Source organism: Ornithinimicrobium cavernae (assembly GCF_003121625.1).
Lineage (GTDB): Bacteria > Actinomycetota > Actinomycetes > Actinomycetales > Dermatophilaceae > Ornithinicoccus > Ornithinicoccus cavernae.
This window is the reverse complement of the sequence record NZ_QDDJ01000005.1, coordinates 279,857-295,870: the sequence shown is the minus strand read 5'-3', so window position 1 is coordinate 295,870 and position 16,014 is coordinate 279,857. Positions and strand designations below refer to the sequence as shown.

At 70.9% G+C, this 16,014-nt stretch carries 16 protein-coding genes and 1 riboswitch; of the genes, 3 read left to right on the top strand and 13 right to left on the bottom strand.

Annotation, left to right across the window (positions count from 1 at the left end):
- Positions 1-28: 28 nt before the first annotated feature.
- The 4 genes from DA085_RS07605 to DA085_RS07590 form a co-directional block, all read right to left on the bottom strand.
- On the bottom strand, positions 29-874 hold the full coding sequence (locus tag DA085_RS07605) for a fumarylacetoacetate hydrolase family protein (protein ID WP_109472336.1): 846 nt from the start codon (positions 872-874) through the stop codon (positions 29-31).
- Between the two features lie 92 nt (positions 875-966).
- Complete coding sequence (locus DA085_RS07600; protein WP_109472335.1) at positions 967-1,839, bottom strand: ABC transporter permease; 873 nt, start codon at positions 1,837-1,839, stop codon at positions 967-969.
- Entirely contained in the window at positions 1,826-2,617 is a 792-nt protein-coding gene (locus DA085_RS07595; RefSeq protein WP_109472334.1) for an ABC transporter ATP-binding protein, read from the bottom strand. The genes DA085_RS07600 and DA085_RS07595 overlap by 14 nt, the downstream gene beginning before the upstream one ends.
- 5 nt (positions 2,618-2,622) lie before the next feature.
- Complete coding sequence (locus tag DA085_RS07590; protein ID WP_161958445.1) at positions 2,623-3,660, bottom strand: ABC transporter substrate-binding protein; 1,038 nt, start codon at positions 3,658-3,660, stop codon at positions 2,623-2,625.
- Positions 3,661-3,965: 305 nt separating this feature from the next.
- Between DA085_RS07590 and DA085_RS20895 the strand changes: the two genes are divergently transcribed.
- Positions 3,966-4,121 (top strand): hypothetical protein, encoded by a 156-nt coding sequence (locus tag DA085_RS20895; RefSeq protein WP_154402128.1) that lies wholly within the window; start codon positions 3,966-3,968, stop codon positions 4,119-4,121.
- 33 nt (positions 4,122-4,154) lie between these two features.
- Here the strand turns inward: DA085_RS20895 and ribH are convergent, their stop codons facing one another.
- The 5 genes from ribH to DA085_RS20890 all read right to left on the bottom strand — a co-directional run bounded on the left by ribH (position 4,155) and on the right by DA085_RS20890 (position 8,787).
- Positions 4,155-4,637 (bottom strand): 6,7-dimethyl-8-ribityllumazine synthase, encoded by a 483-nt coding sequence (ribH, locus tag DA085_RS07585; RefSeq protein ID WP_109472332.1) that lies wholly within the window; start codon positions 4,635-4,637, stop codon positions 4,155-4,157.
- Positions 4,634-5,866 (bottom strand): 3,4-dihydroxy-2-butanone-4-phosphate synthase, encoded by a 1,233-nt coding sequence (ribB, locus tag DA085_RS07580; RefSeq protein WP_109472331.1) that lies wholly within the window; start codon positions 5,864-5,866, stop codon positions 4,634-4,636. Before ribB ends, ribH begins: the two co-directional genes overlap by 4 nt.
- Complete coding sequence (locus DA085_RS07575; protein ID WP_109472330.1) at positions 5,863-6,468, bottom strand: riboflavin synthase; 606 nt, start codon at positions 6,466-6,468, stop codon at positions 5,863-5,865. Before DA085_RS07575 ends, ribB begins: the two co-directional genes overlap by 4 nt.
- Positions 6,469-6,471: 3 nt before the next feature.
- The gene (ribD, locus tag DA085_RS07570) at positions 6,472-7,500 is read right to left on the bottom strand and encodes a bifunctional diaminohydroxyphosphoribosylaminopyrimidine deaminase/5-amino-6-(5-phosphoribosylamino)uracil reductase RibD (RefSeq protein WP_109472329.1); all 1,029 of its coding nucleotides are present in this window, start codon (positions 7,498-7,500) and stop codon (positions 6,472-6,474) included.
- A 124-nt stretch (positions 7,501-7,624) separates the two neighbouring features.
- Positions 7,625-7,755: riboswitch (FMN riboswitch) on the bottom strand.
- Positions 7,732-8,787: a helix-turn-helix domain-containing protein gene (locus tag DA085_RS20890; RefSeq protein WP_154402127.1), complete on the bottom strand. Its 1,056-nt coding sequence runs from the start codon at positions 8,785-8,787 to the stop codon at positions 7,732-7,734. Its footprint overlaps the riboswitch before it by 24 nt.
- Positions 8,788-8,887: 100 nt before the next feature.
- Here DA085_RS20890 and DA085_RS07560 point away from each other — a divergent pair, with 100 nt between their 5' ends.
- Positions 8,888-11,206, top strand: a complete 2,319-nt coding sequence (locus tag DA085_RS07560; RefSeq protein ID WP_109472328.1) for a hypothetical protein — start codon at positions 8,888-8,890, stop codon at positions 11,204-11,206.
- A gap of 71 nt (positions 11,207-11,277) precedes the next feature.
- A complete protein-coding gene (locus DA085_RS07555; protein ID WP_109472327.1) occupies positions 11,278-11,715 on the top strand; it encodes a YdeI/OmpD-associated family protein in 438 nt (145 codons plus the stop codon).
- A gap of 122 nt (positions 11,716-11,837) precedes the next feature.
- Here the strand turns inward: DA085_RS07555 and DA085_RS07550 are convergent, their stop codons facing one another.
- The 4 genes from DA085_RS07550 to DA085_RS07535 form a co-directional block, all read right to left on the bottom strand.
- Positions 11,838-13,166, bottom strand: a complete 1,329-nt coding sequence (locus DA085_RS07550; protein ID WP_109472326.1) for a TRAP transporter large permease — start codon at positions 13,164-13,166, stop codon at positions 11,838-11,840.
- A gap of 1 nt (position 13,167) precedes the next feature.
- Positions 13,168-13,770, bottom strand: a complete 603-nt coding sequence (locus tag DA085_RS07545) for a TRAP transporter small permease (RefSeq protein WP_237565369.1) — start codon at positions 13,768-13,770, stop codon at positions 13,168-13,170.
- Between the two features lie 108 nt (positions 13,771-13,878).
- The gene (locus DA085_RS07540; protein WP_109472325.1) at positions 13,879-14,904 is read right to left on the bottom strand and encodes a TRAP transporter substrate-binding protein; all 1,026 of its coding nucleotides are present in this window, start codon (positions 14,902-14,904) and stop codon (positions 13,879-13,881) included.
- Between the two features lie 138 nt (positions 14,905-15,042).
- The gene (locus DA085_RS07535; RefSeq protein ID WP_202619137.1) at positions 15,043-16,014 is read right to left on the bottom strand and encodes a 3-hydroxyacyl-CoA dehydrogenase family protein; all 972 of its coding nucleotides are present in this window, start codon (positions 16,012-16,014) and stop codon (positions 15,043-15,045) included.

Genomic DNA, 16,014 nt, shown 5'->3' with positions numbered 1-16,014 from the left:
CCTGCACCGAACGCTAGCCGTTCACCGCTCAGACGAGCACGTTACGCATCTGACCGATGCCCTCGATCTCGGTGACTACCGTCCACCCCCGCTGGAGGAAGACCTTGGGGTCCCGCCCGATCCCGACGCCGGCAGGTGTGCCGGTGAAGATCAGGTCACCCGGGAACAGGGTCAGCACCTCGGAGAGCTTGGCCACGAGAGTTGGCACGTCGAAGATCAGGTCAGCCGAGCTTCCCTTCTGCATCACCTGCTCGCCCGACCCGTTGACGATCGTGGTGCTGAGACCGATGGCGTCCCGGTCGGGGAACTCGTCGGGCGTGACCAGCAACGGCCCCGTCGGTGAGAAGTTCGCGAAGCTCTTGGCCAGACTGAACTGCGGCGACGCACCGCGCTTCTGCACGTTGCGCTCGGAGTAGTCCTGCCCTGCCGTGAGGCCGGCAACATGGTCCCAGCCCTGATCAGCGGACACGTTGCGTGCTTCCTTGCCCACCACCACAACGAGCTCCGCCTCCCAGTCCACGAAGTCGGAGGGGAGTTGCACCTCGGCCGCAGGCCCCGCGATCGAGCTCTGGAACTTGGTGAAGACCACTGGCTCGTCCGGAGCCTGCATTCCGGTCTCCTTGGCGTGGTCCCGGTAGTTCAGGCCGATCGCGAAGATCTGCCGCGGAGCAGCCACCGGCGGTCCGAGCAGTGAGGGGTCGATGTCGACCCCCTGCTCGAGGGAGAACGTGCTCGCGGCGGCCGTGAACTCCTCCCAGTCCCGCAGGACCGCAGCGGTGTCGGGACCGAACCGCCCGTTGCTGACGTGCTCGACGTCATAGGCTGCCCCGTCCTGGACCAGGACCGCACGACCATCGTAGTTGGCCAGTTTCATCTTCTCTTCTTCTCCTTGCTGGGTTGGGTATGAGGGTTCAGTCGTCGCCGGGGTGCCCTCGCGGGCACGCCGAGGACTGTGACACGGAAGGTTCAGCGGTCTCGGCCGGGCTGGTCCCAGAACGTCAGCTTCTTCTGCAGCCAGGCCACCGCCAGATACAGCAGCAGACCCAGCACGCTGAGGTAGAGGATCAGCGCAAACACACGGTCCAGGGCGATCCGGGCCGCAGCGACGCGGACCTGTTCCCCAAAGCCGATGCCACCGCCGATGAACTCAGCGGCAACGGCACCCGTGACCGCCGCGACGACAGCGATCTTCAAACCGGTGAAGACGAAGGGCAGCGCCCGGTGGACCTTCAACTTCCAGAAGATGTCCCAGCCAGAGGCCTTCATGGACCGGAAGAGCTTGATCTCCTCCTCGCTGGTCGCCGCGAGTCCCGCGGCGGTGCCGACGATGATCGGGAAGATCGACATGAAGGCTGCCATGAGGAACTTCGAGGCAATGCCGAAGCCGAACCATGCGATGAAGACCGGCGCGAAGGCGATCTTGGGCGTCGCGTCGAGGAGGACGAAGATCGGCATCACGCCCTTGCGACCGAACTCGGTCTGCCCGACGATCAGGCCGACCGTGATCCCTACCGTCACGGCCAGGCCGAAACCCAGCAGGACCTCCTGAATCGTGATCCACAGCTGGCCCAGGAGGTACTCGCCACCGATCAGCTGCTGGGTGACGATGACGAGCTGCCCACCGACGGACAACGGGGAGGGCAGCACCAGCTCCGAGATCGTCCCCAGGGACACCACCAGCTGCCAGAGGGCCAGCACGACGACGATGATCAGCAGCACCGCGGCCCACGTCGGCAGCCGGTTCAGCATCTTGCCTGCACCGCGCACCGCGGCAACGCCCCGACGGCGCCCCATCCGTTCCTCCTGCGTGTCTCGCTGCCGCACCTCACTGACCGTCATAGCCGTGTCCTCTGTTCAGGGCACGCCGGACCTGACCGACCCGGTCGACGAAATGCGGGTCACTGAACGTGTCCAGGGTGCGAGGCGCAGGGAGGTCGATGTCGATGACCTCCTCGATCCTCCCGGGCCGGGCAGACATCGCATAGACCCGGTCCGACAGGAAGACGGACTCCGGGATCGAGTGAGTGACCAGCACCACGGTGGCTTCGCTGTCCTTGGCGATCCGGAGGAGCTCGATGTCCATCCGCTCCCGGGTCAGCTCGTCGAGGGCGCCGAAGGGTTCGTCGAGCAGGAACACCTCGGGCTCGGTGATGAGCATCCGGCAGATGGCTGCACGCTGGGCCATCCCGCCTGACAGTGCCTGTGGGTAGGCCGCCTCGAAATCCCCGATACCCACCATGCGCAGCAGGTCGCGGGCCTTGCCGTAGGCGGCCTTGGCAGCCTTCTTGCCGTCGCGGATCTCGATCGGGAGCACCACGTTCTCCAGCGTCGTCCGCCAGGGCAGCAGGGTCGCCTTCTGGAACATGTGCGCCACCTCGTCCGGTGGCCCCGTCAGCGGGGAGCCGAACAGGGTCACCCCGCCATCCGTCGGGCGCAGGAGTCCGGACAGGATGTTCAGCAGAGTCGACTTGCCACACCCGCTGGGCCCGATCAGCGCCGTGACCGAGCCCTTCGGGAGCACCATGTCGATGCCCTGCAGAGCCAGCACGTCACCCGCCGGGTAACGGTGACTGAGCCCGGAGACGGCATAGGTCTCCTCGGACCTGGTGCGGGTCATACTGCTCACTGGTTGAAGGCCTCGACGAACTCGTTCGTGAACAGGTCCTTGGCCTCGATCTCGCCCTCCGCGATGTCCCCGGTCTGCACCGTGTCGGCGATGATCTGCTCCCAGGCCTCCTCGGTCATCGAGCCCCACTCGGTCTCCCCGGGGTGGAAGCTCGGCGACAGCGCTCCGAGGTGGGCGCTCACATACTCCAGGTCCTCGACCTCCTGGGGCTGATGGACCTGGCAGGCATCGATGACGGCCTGCTCATCCTCGTCCGCCAGCTCCCGGCCCTCACGGAAGCTCTTGCCGAAGGCCCCGATGACGTCGGGATTCTCCTCGATGTACGAGGCGTCGGCGGCCAGTCCGTTGCCGAACAGGTAAGAGGTCGAGTCACCCGTGATGTCGGTGAGCGGGATCCCCGCGTGCTCGATCGTCGCGACCCCGTCCATCGAGGCGGCATAGGCATCGATGTCCTCTCGCTGGAACCCAGCGACCGCCTGTCCCCCCTCGCCCACGACCAGGATCTCGTAGTCGCCCTCCTCCATCCCCTCGGCACCCAGGATGGTCTGCGCGAACGACACCTCGCTCCCGTCGGCCGTGGCGACACCGATCGTCTTGCCCCGGAGGTCGGCCGCATCGGTGATGCCTGAGGCCTCGGTCGCGACCAGGGCGAAGGCGCCACCGGGCCAGAGGTTGGCGACGTACTTGATGTCCTCGCCCTGGGCCTGCGCGAGGATCGTGGGCACCGGGCCCGGTGTCCCGATGTCCACCTGTCCGGCGAGCATGGCCTGAAGGACAGCGCCTGAGCCGTTCATGCGCTCGATCGTCACGTCCAGGCCGTTCTCCTCGAAGATTCCCTCCTCAAGAGCGACGTACATCGGATAGAACTGCAGACAACTGGTGCTCACAGCCGCAACGGACACGGCCTTGTTCCCGCCCTCGGCGCCCTGGTCGGCGGCCTGGTCAGCGGCCTCCTCGGCTGCCGGTCCGCCACAGGCGGTCAGCACAATGCCTGCTGACGCTATGCCCACCACTGTTCGCATCTTGAGGTTCACTGTCGTCTCCTTTGACTCCGTTAGACCGTGCGGCCCATGCAATCTCACTTTCTGTATACAGTCAATAGATAAGTGCATGTAGGTTCAGAAAAAGTGTGTTCACGACGTGTTCTTGCCCCGGCGGTCCGGCGTCGGCACGGAACCATCGGAGGACATATCGCGGCCCAGGAGTTCTCGCACGGTGGCGTCCCGCACGTCATCAGCCTGCCGCCCGCTCAGCCAGGATGGCGGGGCACCGGATCCGGTCTACCTCGCCGCACCCGACGACCGAGAGGTCACCTACCGCGAGACGCTCGAGCCGGCCTGTGGAAGCCGCCGACGACCGCCCCGTCTCCGAGCGGTTCACGGCCGAGACCTTCCTGGTCTCCGACACCGGGAAGCGGGACCGCCGGGGGCGGGGCATCGTGCACGTCCTCGGCGGGGTCATTCACGGCTGGCAGGTCCGGGCGCTGCGGCCCTGATGACGCCTCCGCCGGGCCCGGCGGGAAGTCACCTCAGACCGGCGCAGCCACCGCCCGCAGCGCCACCACGGTCGCGACGGCCGCGGTGGCGGCCTCGTGGCCCTTGTCCTCCGAGGAGCCGGCCAGCCCGGCGCGGTCCAGGGCCTGCTGCTCGTCGTCACAGGTCAGCACGCCGAAGCCGACGGGGACCCCGGTGTCGACGGCGACCCGGGTCAGCCCGTCGGTGGCCGCCGAGCAGACGTAGTCGAAGTGCGGTGTCCCACCCCGGACCACGACGCCCAGTGCCACCAGCGCGTCATACTCCCCCGTCCTGGCCAGCCGCGCGCAGGCGACCGGCAGCTCGAAGCTGCCCGGCACCCGCACCTCCACGACGTCGCTCACCCCGGCCTCGGCCAGTCCGCGGCGCGCGCCGTCGAGCAGCCCGTCCATGATCGTGGTGTGCCAGGACGCGGCGACGACGGCGACCCGCAGGCCGGCGGCCTCGACGGTCAGGGTGGGTGCTCCGGCCTTGCTCATGCTGTGCTCCTCATGGTGGTGGGGGTGGGTATGCCGTGGGGCAGGTGTCCGAGCAGCTCCGCCTTGGTCCGGAGGTAGGCGTGCGACTCCGGTGGTGGCACGGTGCGGGACGGCTCGGTCGCTCCGACGGTCAGGCCGCGCGCCTGCAGGGCGGCGGCCTTGTCGGGGTTGTGGGTGATCAGCCGCAGCGGTCGGTCCGCCAGACCCAGGTCGTGCAGGATCGCTGCGCCGGCCGAGTAGTCCCGGGCGTCGACCGGCAGGCCGAGCACGTGCTGGGCGGCGACGGTGTCGACCCCGGTGTCCTGCACGGCATACGCCCGCAGCTTGTCGATCAGGCCCACGCCGCGGCCCTCGTGGCCGCGCAGGTAGACCACCACGCCGCCCTCCGTGGCGACCCGGTCGAGCGCGTCGTGCAGCTGCGGGCCGCAGTCGCAGCGCCGCGAGCCGAGGGCCTCCCCGGTCAGGCACTCCGAGTGCAGCCGGACCAGCGGGTTGGGGCCCGGGTCGGGCCGGCCCACGAGAGCGAGGTGCTCGACGCCGGTGACCAGGTCGCGGTAGCCGTGCACCGTGAGGTCGCCGTGCGCGGTGGGCAGCACCGTGGTGGCCTCGCGCCGGACCGCGTCGTGGACGAGCCGGTGGGCGACGAGGTCGGCGATGGTGATCACCGGCAGGTCGTGCTCGGCCGCGAGCGCCGCGACCTGCGGGCCGCGCAGCATCTCGCCCTCGTCGTCGACGAGCTCGGCGATCGCCGCGACGGGCGCCAGGCCGGCCAGTCGGCACAGGTCGACCGCGGCCTCGGTGTGACCGCGCCGGGTCAGCACGCCGCCGTCGCGGGCGCGCAGCGGCACCACGTGCCCCGGGCGGCGCAGGTCCCCGGGCGTAGTCCCGGCCGAGGCGAGCGTCCGCAGCGTGTGGGCGCGGTCGCCGGCGCTGATGCCGGTGGTGACGCCCGCCGCGGCGTCGACGGTCACGGTGTAGGCCGTGCGCAGCAGGTCCTCGTTCTGCTCGACCATGAGCGGGAGCCCGAGCCGGTCGGCCCACTCCCCCGGCATCGGCGCGCAGACGTAGCCCGAGCTGTGGCGGATGGTCCACCCCAGCCAGGCGGCCGTCAGGTTCTCGGCCGCGAGGATCACGTCGCCCTCGTTCTCCCGGTCGGCGTCGTCCAGCACCAGGACGGGCCGTCCGGCACGCAGCGCGTCCAGGGCCTCGGGGATGGTGTGGAGGTTCACGGTGTCACCGCCCCGCTGCCGGCGAGCATCGACTCGACGTACTTGGCCAGCACGTCGACCTCGACGTTGACCTCGTCGCCGGGCCGGCGCCGCCCCAGCGTGGTCAGCTCCAGCGTGGTGGGGATCAGGCTGACCGAGAAGGTGTCGTCGGTGACCCCGGAGACGGTGAGGGAGACGCCGTCCAGGGCGATCGAGCCCTTGAGGGCGACGTAGCGGCGCAGCTCCGGCGGCAGCGCGAACGTCACCACGTCCCACTTCTCGCCCGGCTCGCGGGAGACGAGGGTGGTCGTGGCGTCCACGTGACCCTGCACGATGTGCCCACCGAACCGCGCGTCGGCGCGCATCGCCCGCTCGAGGTTGACGGTGTCGCCGGCCTGCAGACGGCCCAGGCTGGAGCGGGCGAGGGTCTCGGCCATCACGTCGGCGGTGAAGCCCTCGGCGGTGTGGGTGGTGACGGTCAGGCAGACGCCGTTGACGGCGATCGAGTGACCGTGCTGGACGTCGCTGACCACGGTGGGCGCCTGGATCTCGATGACGCTCGAGTCGTGGCCGTCCGTGCGCTGGGTGAGGGTGCCGAGCTCCTCGACGATTCCGGTGAACATGTGTCAGTCCTCCTGGTGGGGGTGGGGTGTGGTGAGCGGCACGAGGCGCAGCCGCAGGTCGGGGCCGACCCGTGCGACGTCGACGAGGTCGAGGCGCGCGGTGTCGGTGACGGTGGCGATGCCGAGGTCGGGGACGGCGGACGGTCCGGCACCCAGCAGGGCGGGAGCCAGGTAGACGAGCAGCTCGTCGACGCAGCCGGCGGCCCAGAAGGCTCCGGCGAGCGTCGGGCCGCCCTCGAGCAGGACCGAGTGCACGCCCCGCTCCGCCAGGGTGGCGAGCACCTCCACCGGGTCGTGGGTGCGTAGCTGCAGGGCCGGCGTCGTGCCGGAGGTGAGCCGTGCTCCGGGCGCCAGGTCGCTCTTGCCGACGACGACGCGCAGCGGCTGGTCAGCCAGCTCGGTGCCGTCCGCGCCCCGGGCGGTCAGCGCCGGGTCGTCGGTGCGTGCGGTCCCGGTGCCGACCACGATCGCGTCCACGCGGGCGCGCAGGTCGTGGCCGTCCTGCCGGGCCGGCGCCGAGGTGATCCAGCGGCTGGTCCCGTCGGCGGCGGCGACCCGGCCGTCCAGGGTGCTGGCCACCTTCCACGTCACGTGGGGACGACCGAGCACCGCGGCGCGGGCCCAGTCGGCCACCAGCTCCGCCGCACCGGGGTGGTCCTGCTGCTCGACCCGCACGCCCTGCCCGGCCAGCCACGCCGCTCCCCCGGCGGCCCGCGCGGTGGGGTCCGCCACGGCATACACGACCCCGGCCACGCCGGCCCGGTGGAGGGCCTGGGCGCAGGGGCCGGTGCGGCCGTGGTGGTTGCAGGGTTCGAGGGTGACGTATGCCGTGGTGCCCCGGGCCCGCGGACCGGCTGCGGTCAGCGCGGCCACCTCGGCGTGCGGGGTGCCGGCACCGGCGTGGTGGCCCCGGGCGACGACCTGCCCGTCGGCGTCGACGAGGACGCAGCCGACGCGGGGGTTGGGGTCGCGCGCCGGCCCCTGCCGGGCGCAGGCGAGCGCCAGCTCGAGGTGCTCGGTGTGCGTGGTCACTGCGTCCGCTCCGTCCTGTGAAGGCTCCGGAGCAAACGTGGGAGACGCGGATACGCCAACGGGAGGGACACCGGCGGGACGTCTCGGGTCGTCAGGACCCGGACGCCGACGGTCCTCCGTCGACGTGCGCGCTGCCTCCCGTCCGGACTCTCACCGTCGGTCCCGGAGTTCCACCGGGTCAACCGGCCGCTGGCTGCGGTCGGGTCGCGGACTGTCACCGCCGGTTCGGAATTACACCGACCCCGGAGCGCGTGTCGTGTGGGGCAGCCTACCAACTCCGGATGAGGGCCCGGTGGCCGCAGGGTCCTCCTGGGTCTCCTCGCTGAGGACCGCCAGCCGCCAGCCGAGCTGGAAGCGGGTCGCGGCACCGGTCAGCTCCAGCAGCCGGGCCAGGCGGCGGCCCACCGTCCGGGGCGTGACGCCGAGGCGCCGGGCGATCGCGTCGTCGGTGGCGCCGATGCGCAGCGCCGAGATGATCTGCCGGTCCCGGTCGTCGAGAGCCAGCCCACTGGGCGGGGCGGGCGCCTGCAGGTCCCAGGCACGCACCCATACCGACTCGAACAGGGCCACCAGGGCCGACACCAGTCCGGGGCTGGTCACCAGGAGGGCACCGCCGTCCTCGACGCCCTCGTCCCCGGCCAGCGGCAGGAGCGCCCGGGTGCCGTCGACCAGGAACATCTTGAGCGGGATCGCATCGGTGACCCGGGCCTGCTCCCCCGCCCTGACGAAGGAGGCCAGCAGCTCCGGCCCGCCGATGGCCTCCACCGCCTCCGGGTCGTAGACGACGCGGTAGACCACGCCCCGGTCCAGCTGGTCGTGCTCGTCGTCGGAGAAGTCACCCGTCGCCAGGAACGGTGGCTTGACACAGGCGAGCACCTCGCGCTCGGCACCGGCCAGCAGGTCGGCGAAGGCCCGCTGGGTCTCCTGCAGCGACGCGAGCACGCGCAGGTCCGGCTGGTTGCGGTCCGGACCGTGGGCCCGGTCGTGGAGCGCCTGGAGGTCGGCGGACTCGGTGAGCAGCTCCCCCGCCAGGCTGTGGAGGCGACCCGCGGCCCGCCGCAGCGTCAGCGCGGGCTCTCCCGCGACCACGCCGCCGTCCGCCCCCGAGCCCACCAGGCCGAGGCCTCGGAGCCTGGCCAGCGACCGGGCGACGGCCTCCTCGTCCTGGCCGGTGCGCGCGGTCACGACCGCTTCCCGGTCCGCACCCTCCAGGACGGTGAGGTAGACGGCGTGGTCCGCGGTGTCCAGGCCCAGCGCCGCCCAGGCCTCCTCCGATGTCTGATGCACGACATTATCTTGCATCAGACACCAGATGATGGGACAGCGTGTCCGCTCGCGGGCCATGATGGCTCGCAGCCCCCGCCCCTGACCGTCAGATGGAGCCCCCATGACTTCCACCCGGACGCGCGTCCTCGCCACCCTGAGCGGAGCGCTCCTGCTCGCCGGCCTGGCCGGCCCCTCCGTCGGCGCCCCGCCGGATCAGGCTGCCGCGCAACCCGATCGCGTCGTCGCCGCGGGCGACGAGCTCGACGAGGAGGTGGGCGCGGAGATGCTCCTGGAGGGCGGGCGGCCCGCCGGGATCGGCGCCGGCACCGCGGCTGACTCGCCGGTCGTGCGCACGGTGCACCACGAGGGGCACCTCGTCCTGACCTCCACCGACGACGCGACCCTCACCTCGGTGCACACCACGGACGTGACCGCCGCGGCCGGTGACAGCACACCCGTCGCCCGGACCGTCGGCGAGGACACGACCCTCCTGGCCCAGCCGGGCCCGGCGGCCACCGAGGTCACCACACCGGACTACTGCCGTGACCCGGCCAACGCCAACCCCACCGCTCCCGCGCCCGGCAAGGTGCCGGTCACCATCAACGCCGTGGACCGCCGCGGCGGCGCGGCGCCGGGGCGCTTCACCCTGATGGACTTCCACTGCGAGCCCTACGAGGCCAACGGCTACATCGCCTTCTCCGTCAGCGCTGCCGAGGGCCGCACGTTCTACCTCCCTCCGGGCACCTACAGCATGATCGGCGAGGTCACGACGCTGGACGCGTCCCGGAAGCACGCCGAGGAGCTGACCTTCGGCGGTGACCCCGAGTTCACGGTCACGGCCGGCGAGCCGCTCACCGTCACCGTGGACGCCCGCGACGGTGAGCCGCTGGCGCTGGCCACGCCCCGGCCCAGCGCCCAGTCCAGCGTCGTCCTGGGCTGGCAGCGGGGCATCGAGGGCAACGCACCGCTGATGGCCGCGACCGTCGTGTTCCCCCAGGGGAGCACCGTCGCCCAGGTCTCGGTCATCCCCAGCGGGCCGGTCACCGACGGCGTGTTCAGCTTCTACCCGTGGATCCGCAGCACCGAGCCGGTGGTGGACGCCACGGTCCTGGGCACCGGTGAGCCGCTGCCCCTGGCCGTGCGCCACCTGAACCCGCTGGACGCACCGGCCATCGAGGGGCAGACCCGCCTGCACGTCGGGCTGGAGGGCTCCCGCCCCGGCGACACCGTGCTGCTCACGGCCAGCCGGGCGCTGGGCCAGGAGATCGCTGCGGCGCAGGAGGCCGGAGCCCGGGCCGTCCTGGTCGCGCCGGCCGGCGAGGGCCTGACCAACCCGGTGGTGTGGACGAGCCTGCCCGTGCTCACCCTGCCCTCCGAGGACGCCGCGCGCGCCCTCGAGCGCACCCGCGCGAGCGGCGGCTCCGCACCGATGCTGCTCCGGGCCGACCCCTACCCCGACTACCTCTATGACGTCATCGACGCCTTCCCCACGATCGTGGCCGACCCGTTCCCCGGTCTGGCCGAGGAGGACCTGACCGCGGTCGAGCAGCACTTCCAGACCGACGGATCCAGCATCCTGATGCTCGAGGCGCGGGCACCGCAGGAGCCGTGCCGCTGCCTCCTGGCGCCCGTCTACGACTTCATCGAGCCGGGGTCGACACGCACCGACTACGTGATCGACAACGGCAGCGCCTGGGAGCAGACGGTCGTCGACAGCTTCACGCTGACGGCCCGTTCCCCGATCACCACCTACGCGGGTGCCACGACCCGCGCCACCTCCCACTGGTTCGACGGCTCCGTCGGCTCGGGCCTGCAGGGCGACACCCCGGCGACCGACTTCCGGGCACCGGCCACCACGGCCGAGGACGAGGTGCGGCTGCGCCTCGGCGCGACCGACGGTGACGGCCATGCTCTGAACGGCCGCTTCGCGCGCACCGGGTCGGTGACGCGGGACGGGGTGGTCCTGGCCCCAGACTTCACCGGCTACGGCATCTTCGCGGCCGATGGTCCCGGCCCGTCGGACTGGCGCATCGAGCTCACCACGTCGCACGACGAGGTGCTCTGGCGGAACTCCACGTCGGTCACCTCCGTCTGGGAGTTCAGCACCACGCCGCACTCCGGACCGACACCGACGGCCCTGCCGCTCACCGACGTGCGGGTCACGTATCCGGTCGACGAACACTCCCAGCGCGTGCCCGGCGCCCAGCTGGTCATCACGCCGTGGCGGCTCGACCAGACCGACGTGGCCGGCACCGCGGTCACGGCCGAGATCTCCCGGAACGGCGGAGCGTCCTGGCAGCGGCAGCCAGCCCGGGCCATCGACGGGTCGTGGACGGTCACACCGGTGCGCGGGTCGGGTCCGGTCGACCTGCGGCTGACCGTCACGGGCACCGACGGGTCCCGCCTCACCCGCACCGTCCAGGACGCGTGGGTGGACTGACCCGCGGCAGAGGAGTCACCCCCGGGGCAGCGTTCCTGGCGCTCCCCACGCCGGGCCGTTAGGTTGGTGCCGTGCTCCAGCTGCAGACGACCCTTGAGCCCTTCGGCCCGGCGTGCGCCATCTTCCTCACCGATGAGCAGGTGGCCGGTCTCGCCTCCGTGAAGAACCCACCCGTCGTCGTCACCATCGACGGGAGGAGCCAGCGCCTGCGGGTCGCCCGGATGGACGGCAGAAACTGCATCGGGTTCTCCAAGGCCGCCCGGGCCGCCCTGGGTGTCGACATCGGCCAGGAGGTGACGGCCACGATCGCCCTGGACACCACGGAGCGCACGGTCGAGGTGCCGCCGGAGCTGGCCCAGGCGCTGGCCGCCGAGCCCGATGCCAAGGCCGCCTTCGAGGCACTGTCCTACAGCCAGCGCAAGGAGCACGCCCGCGCCGTCGCCGAGGCCAAGAAGCCGGAGACCAGGGACCGGCGGATCGCCAAGATCCTGGAGTCCGTACGGCCCTGACCCAGGCGGCCCTGACCCAGGCCGCCCTGAGCGAGCTGAGGCTGAGCCTGCGGCTCTGACCCAGGCCGGTCAACGCCGGGCGAGCGTCCCCGCCCGAGCCGGCAGAGCGGCATACCCCGTGGTCACTGCCCGGCCGGCAGGTCCATCAGGCCGAGGGTCGTCGGCAGCCACTCGGACAGCTGCGGCACGAAGGCCACGACGAACAGCGCAGCGACGAGCGCCCAGAAGAACGGCCACAGCTTGGCGATCAGCCCCTCGAGGCGCACGTCCCCGACGCGGGCGGCCACGAACAGGTTGTTGCCGATCGGCGGGGAGATGTTGCCCAGGCACATGTTGAACACCATCATCGCGCCGAAGTGGATCACGCTGATCCCCAGCTCGGTGACCACCGGCAGGAAGATCGGGGTGAAGATCAGGATGGCCGGGGTCGGGTCCATCACCGTGCCGGCCAGCAGCAGGACCACCATGATGATCAGGATGATCACGACCTTGCTGTCGGTCAGGCCCAGCAGGCTCTCCGCGACCAGCTGCGGGAGCCGGGCGAAGGACAGGACCCAGCCCAGGACGCCCGACATGCCGATGAGCAGCATGATGATGCCCGTCACCTTGGCGGCCTCGAGGACCACACCCGGCAGGGAGCGGACCGGCAGGGTGCGCTGGAGCAGGCCCAGGGCGAGGCAGTAGAGCACCGCGATGACCGCGGACTCGGTCGCGGTGAAGATGCCCGCGAGGATGCCGCCGATGACCACGACGATCATGAGCAGGGCGGGGACCGCCCGGAGGACCACGAGCAGGGCCTGCCCGAGCGTCGGCCGCTCACCGTGGTCCTTCAGCTCCGGGTGCTTGCGGGCGTAGATCGCCACCATGATGAGGCAGACCAGTGCCCACACGAGGCCGGGGCCGACACCCGCCATGAACAGCGCGGCGATCGAGGAGCCGGACACCAGGGAGTAGACGATGAACGTGTTGCTCGGGGGCAGGAGCATGCCGGCCGGCGAGGACACCGCGTTGACCATGGCCGAGAACCGCGGGTCGTAACCGGCCTGGCGCATCGGGGGGCTCAGGACGGTGCCGACCGCGGCGGCCGAGGCGACCGACGCGCCGGAGACGGTGCCGAAGAGCGTGTTGGCCACGACGGTCGTCTGGGCGAGCGAGGCGGGCAACCGCCCCGAGACCACCAGCGCCAGGTCGATCAGCCGCTGGGCTATCCCTCCTGTGTTCATCAGGCCGCCGGCGAGAATGAAGAACGGGATGGCCAGGAGGGGGAAGGAGTTGCTCCCGGCGAGGATGCGCTGGGCCGAGGTGAGCGCCGCGTTGTCGTAGTTGAGCAGGATGACGATGGCGATGGCCGAGGGGAGCCCCATGGCATAGGCGACCGGCAGGCCCATCGCGATGAAGAGGGCCATGCCCCCGATGAGGACGATCGTGGCGATCAGGACCGGGGTGTCCATGTCAGATGGCCTCCGCGTTCTCGTCGAGCTCGGGCGTGGGCCGCTCGGCACCGGCGAGGATGCCGAGCACGTAGTACACCGAGTAGAAGGTGATGAGGACGCCGGCCAGCGGCATCACGAGGTAGATCTGACCCACGGTGACCGGGAGCGTCGACAGCTGCTGCTCCCAGGCGTTCTGCGAGATGCGCCAGCCGCCCCATACGAAGGTGAAGAGGGTGAAGGCGATGACGATCAGCTCGATGAGCACGCCCATGACCAGCTGGCCGCGCTGGGGCAGCCTCTCGACGAGCATCTCGACCGCGATGTGGCCGCGCTCGGAGAAGACGTAGGCGGCAGCGACGAGCGCCAGCACCACGAACGTGTAGCGGGCCGCCTCCTCGGTCCACGGCGCCGAGTAGTTGCCGATCTCACGGGTGAAGACCTGCCAGGCCACGATGACGACCAGGGCGGTGAAGATGACGATGCAGAGTCCCGCGAGGATGCGGTCCACGACGCGCCGCACGGTCCGCAGGACCGCCATCAGCGGCTGCCAGCGGACAGGCCCTGGGGAGACCTCGTCCGGGGAGGCATCGTCGGCCCCCTGTGCTGTCGGGTCGGTGCTCATGGTGCCTCCTGGCTACCGCTCGCGGGTGGGACTTCGGGGTACGGCGAGGGGGCGCTGGCCGACGACTGGCGTCGGGCGCCCCCTCGCTGTGGTGGCTGCGGCCGCCGGCTACTCCGTGGCAGCGGCGATGGCGTCGTACAGGGCGCGCTGGGAGTCGCTGGTGACGAACTGGTCGATCAGCGGCGACAGGGCGTCGGTGAACGCCTGGGCGTCGACCTCGTTGAAGGTGGCCCCGCCGGCCTCCGCGTCGGTGATGGCCTTCTCGGTGGCCTCGCCCCACAGCTGGGTGTGGTTGTCCGCCGTGTTCTGCCAGGCCTCGTCGAAGGCCGCCCGGTCCTCCTCGGTCATGGAGTCGAGGACGCCGGTGTTGGCGATCAGGAAGTCGGCACCGACCAGGTGGTTGGTGTAGGAGAAGTACGGGGCGACCTCGAAGTGCTTCTGGGTGAAGTAGGAGACCTCGTTGTTCTCCGCGCCGTCGATGACGCCGGACTGCAGGCCGGTGTAGACCTCGCCGTAGGCCATCGGGGTCGGGGAGGCACCGAGGGCCTCGATCATCGCGATGAAGACCGGGCTCTCCTGGACCCGGATCTTCTTGCCCTCCAGGTCGGCGGGCGTCTCGACGGGGCCGTCCTTGACGTAGAAGCTGCGCGCACCCTGCGTGATGCCGCCGATCACGGAGAAGCTGTGGCTCTCCTCGAGGCTGCCGTAGACGTCGCCCACGACCGCGGGGTCGTTGATGACAGCCATCTGCGACTCGACCGAGTCAAAGACCGTGGGCAGGCTGAAGATGACGAAGTCCTTGTTCAGGTTCTCCAGCTGCGGGGCGGAGACGATCGACAGGTCGACGCCACCGTCGCTGACGAGCTGGATCGTCTCGTCCTGGGCACCGAGCGTCGCGTTCGGGTACACCTCGATGTCCCAGCGACCGTCGGTGGCCTCGCTCAGCTCCTCGCCGAACGCCTCCAGCGCGATGAAGGAGGGGTGCTCCTCGTTCTGGTTCAGGGCGAGCTTCATGGTCTTGCCGTCACCGCCCGCAGCGGAGTCGGACCCTCCACCGGAGCCGCCGCACGCGGCAAGGGTGAGGGCCGCGACGGTGGCGATGCCGGTGAGCGCAAGTCGGGACGTGGTCCGCATGGGGGATCTCCTTTGACACGGTTGGACGGCGGATGGGGTGAACCGTCCTGACGTGTATTCATAGCGGTCGGCAACGAGTTCCTGTGAGCAGTTGCCACTCGTTGCCTTGCCGCACCGCCCCGGCGCGTCGGAGACCGGTCAGCCGTGGAGAGGCGGCTCGCGGTCGGCGAGCTCCGCGCGGACCTGCACCAGCCGCGCATAGGCCGTGTCGCGGTAGTCGCGCACGCGCTCGGCGTCCTCGGGGCCGTGGCGGTAGAAACCCTGTCCCGACTTCATGCCGAGGCGTCCGGAGGCCACGTGCTCGGCGAGCACGGCCGGGACGGCGAGGCGCTCCCCGTAGGCGCGTTCCATCGTGGCCATCGACCCGGCATACACGTCGAGCCCCGCGATGTCGGAGATCGCGAACGGCCCGAAGAACGGCAGCCGGAAGCCGAAGGAGTTGCGCACCACCTCGTCGATCTGGTCCGGCGTGGCGATGCCCTCCTCGACCATCCGGGTGCACTCCTTGTAGAGCGCGAACTGCAGCCGGTTGGCGACGAACCCGGGCGAGTCCGAGACGATGGTCGGCACCTTGCCGATGGCGCGGATCAGGTCCACGACCCCGGTGGCGACCTGCGGGTCGGTGCGCTCGGTCGGGATGATCTCGACGGACGGCACGAAGTACGACGGGTTCATCCAGTGCACCCCGAGGAACCGCTCGGGACCGGTGACCGTCGCGGCCAGCTCCCCGATCGGGATGGCGGAGGTGTTGCTGGCGATGATCGCATCCGGTGAGGCCGCGGCGGACACGGCACCCAGCACGTCGTGCTTGAGCGCCACCTGCTCCGGCACGGCCTCGGTGATGTATGCGGCACGGCTGGCTGCGTCCTCGACGGTCGCCGGCGTCAGCCGCTCCCTCAGTGCCTCGTGGGCCCCCTCGGGGAACAGTCCGGACCCCTCGTGCGCCTCCCCCTCGGCGACGAGTCGCCGGACTGCGCGCTCGGCCTGCTCGAGCGTCGCGTCGGCCACCGCGACCGGGTGGCCGGCGAGCGCGAACGTCTGGGCGATCCCGCCGCCCATGTAGCCGGTGCCGATCACGGCAACCATGCTCTCCGGGGTGAGCGTGCTCAT

Excerpts from the sequence above, each read along its gene's own strand:
- DA085_RS07550 (WP_109472326.1), bottom strand. The coding sequence starts at position 13,166 with ATGGACACCCCGGTCCTGATCGCCACGATCGTCCTCATCGGGGGCATG.
- DA085_RS07605 (WP_109472336.1), bottom strand. The coding sequence starts at position 874 with ATGAAACTGGCCAACTACGATGGTCGTGCGGTCCTGGTCCAGGACGGG.
- DA085_RS07600 (WP_109472335.1), bottom strand. The coding sequence starts at position 1,839 with ATGACGGTCAGTGAGGTGCGGCAGCGAGACACGCAGGAGGAACGGATG.
- DA085_RS07575 (WP_109472330.1), bottom strand. The coding sequence starts at position 6,468 with ATGTTCACCGGAATCGTCGAGGAGCTCGGCACCCTCACCCAGCGCACG.
- DA085_RS07545 (WP_237565369.1), bottom strand. The coding sequence starts at position 13,770 with ATGAGCACCGACCCGACAGCACAGGGGGCCGACGATGCCTCCCCGGAC.
- DA085_RS07560 (WP_109472328.1), top strand. The coding sequence starts at position 8,888 with ATGACTTCCACCCGGACGCGCGTCCTCGCCACCCTGAGCGGAGCGCTC.
- DA085_RS07535 (WP_202619137.1), bottom strand. The coding sequence starts at position 16,014 with ATGAGCACGCTCACCCCGGAGAGCATGGTTGCCGTGATCGGCACCGGC.
- ribH (WP_109472332.1), bottom strand. The coding sequence starts at position 4,637 with ATGAGCAAGGCCGGAGCACCCACCCTGACCGTCGAGGCCGCCGGCCTG.
- DA085_RS07595 (WP_109472334.1), bottom strand. The coding sequence starts at position 2,617 with ATGACCCGCACCAGGTCCGAGGAGACCTATGCCGTCTCCGGGCTCAGT.
- DA085_RS07540 (WP_109472325.1), bottom strand. The coding sequence starts at position 14,904 with ATGCGGACCACGTCCCGACTTGCGCTCACCGGCATCGCCACCGTCGCG.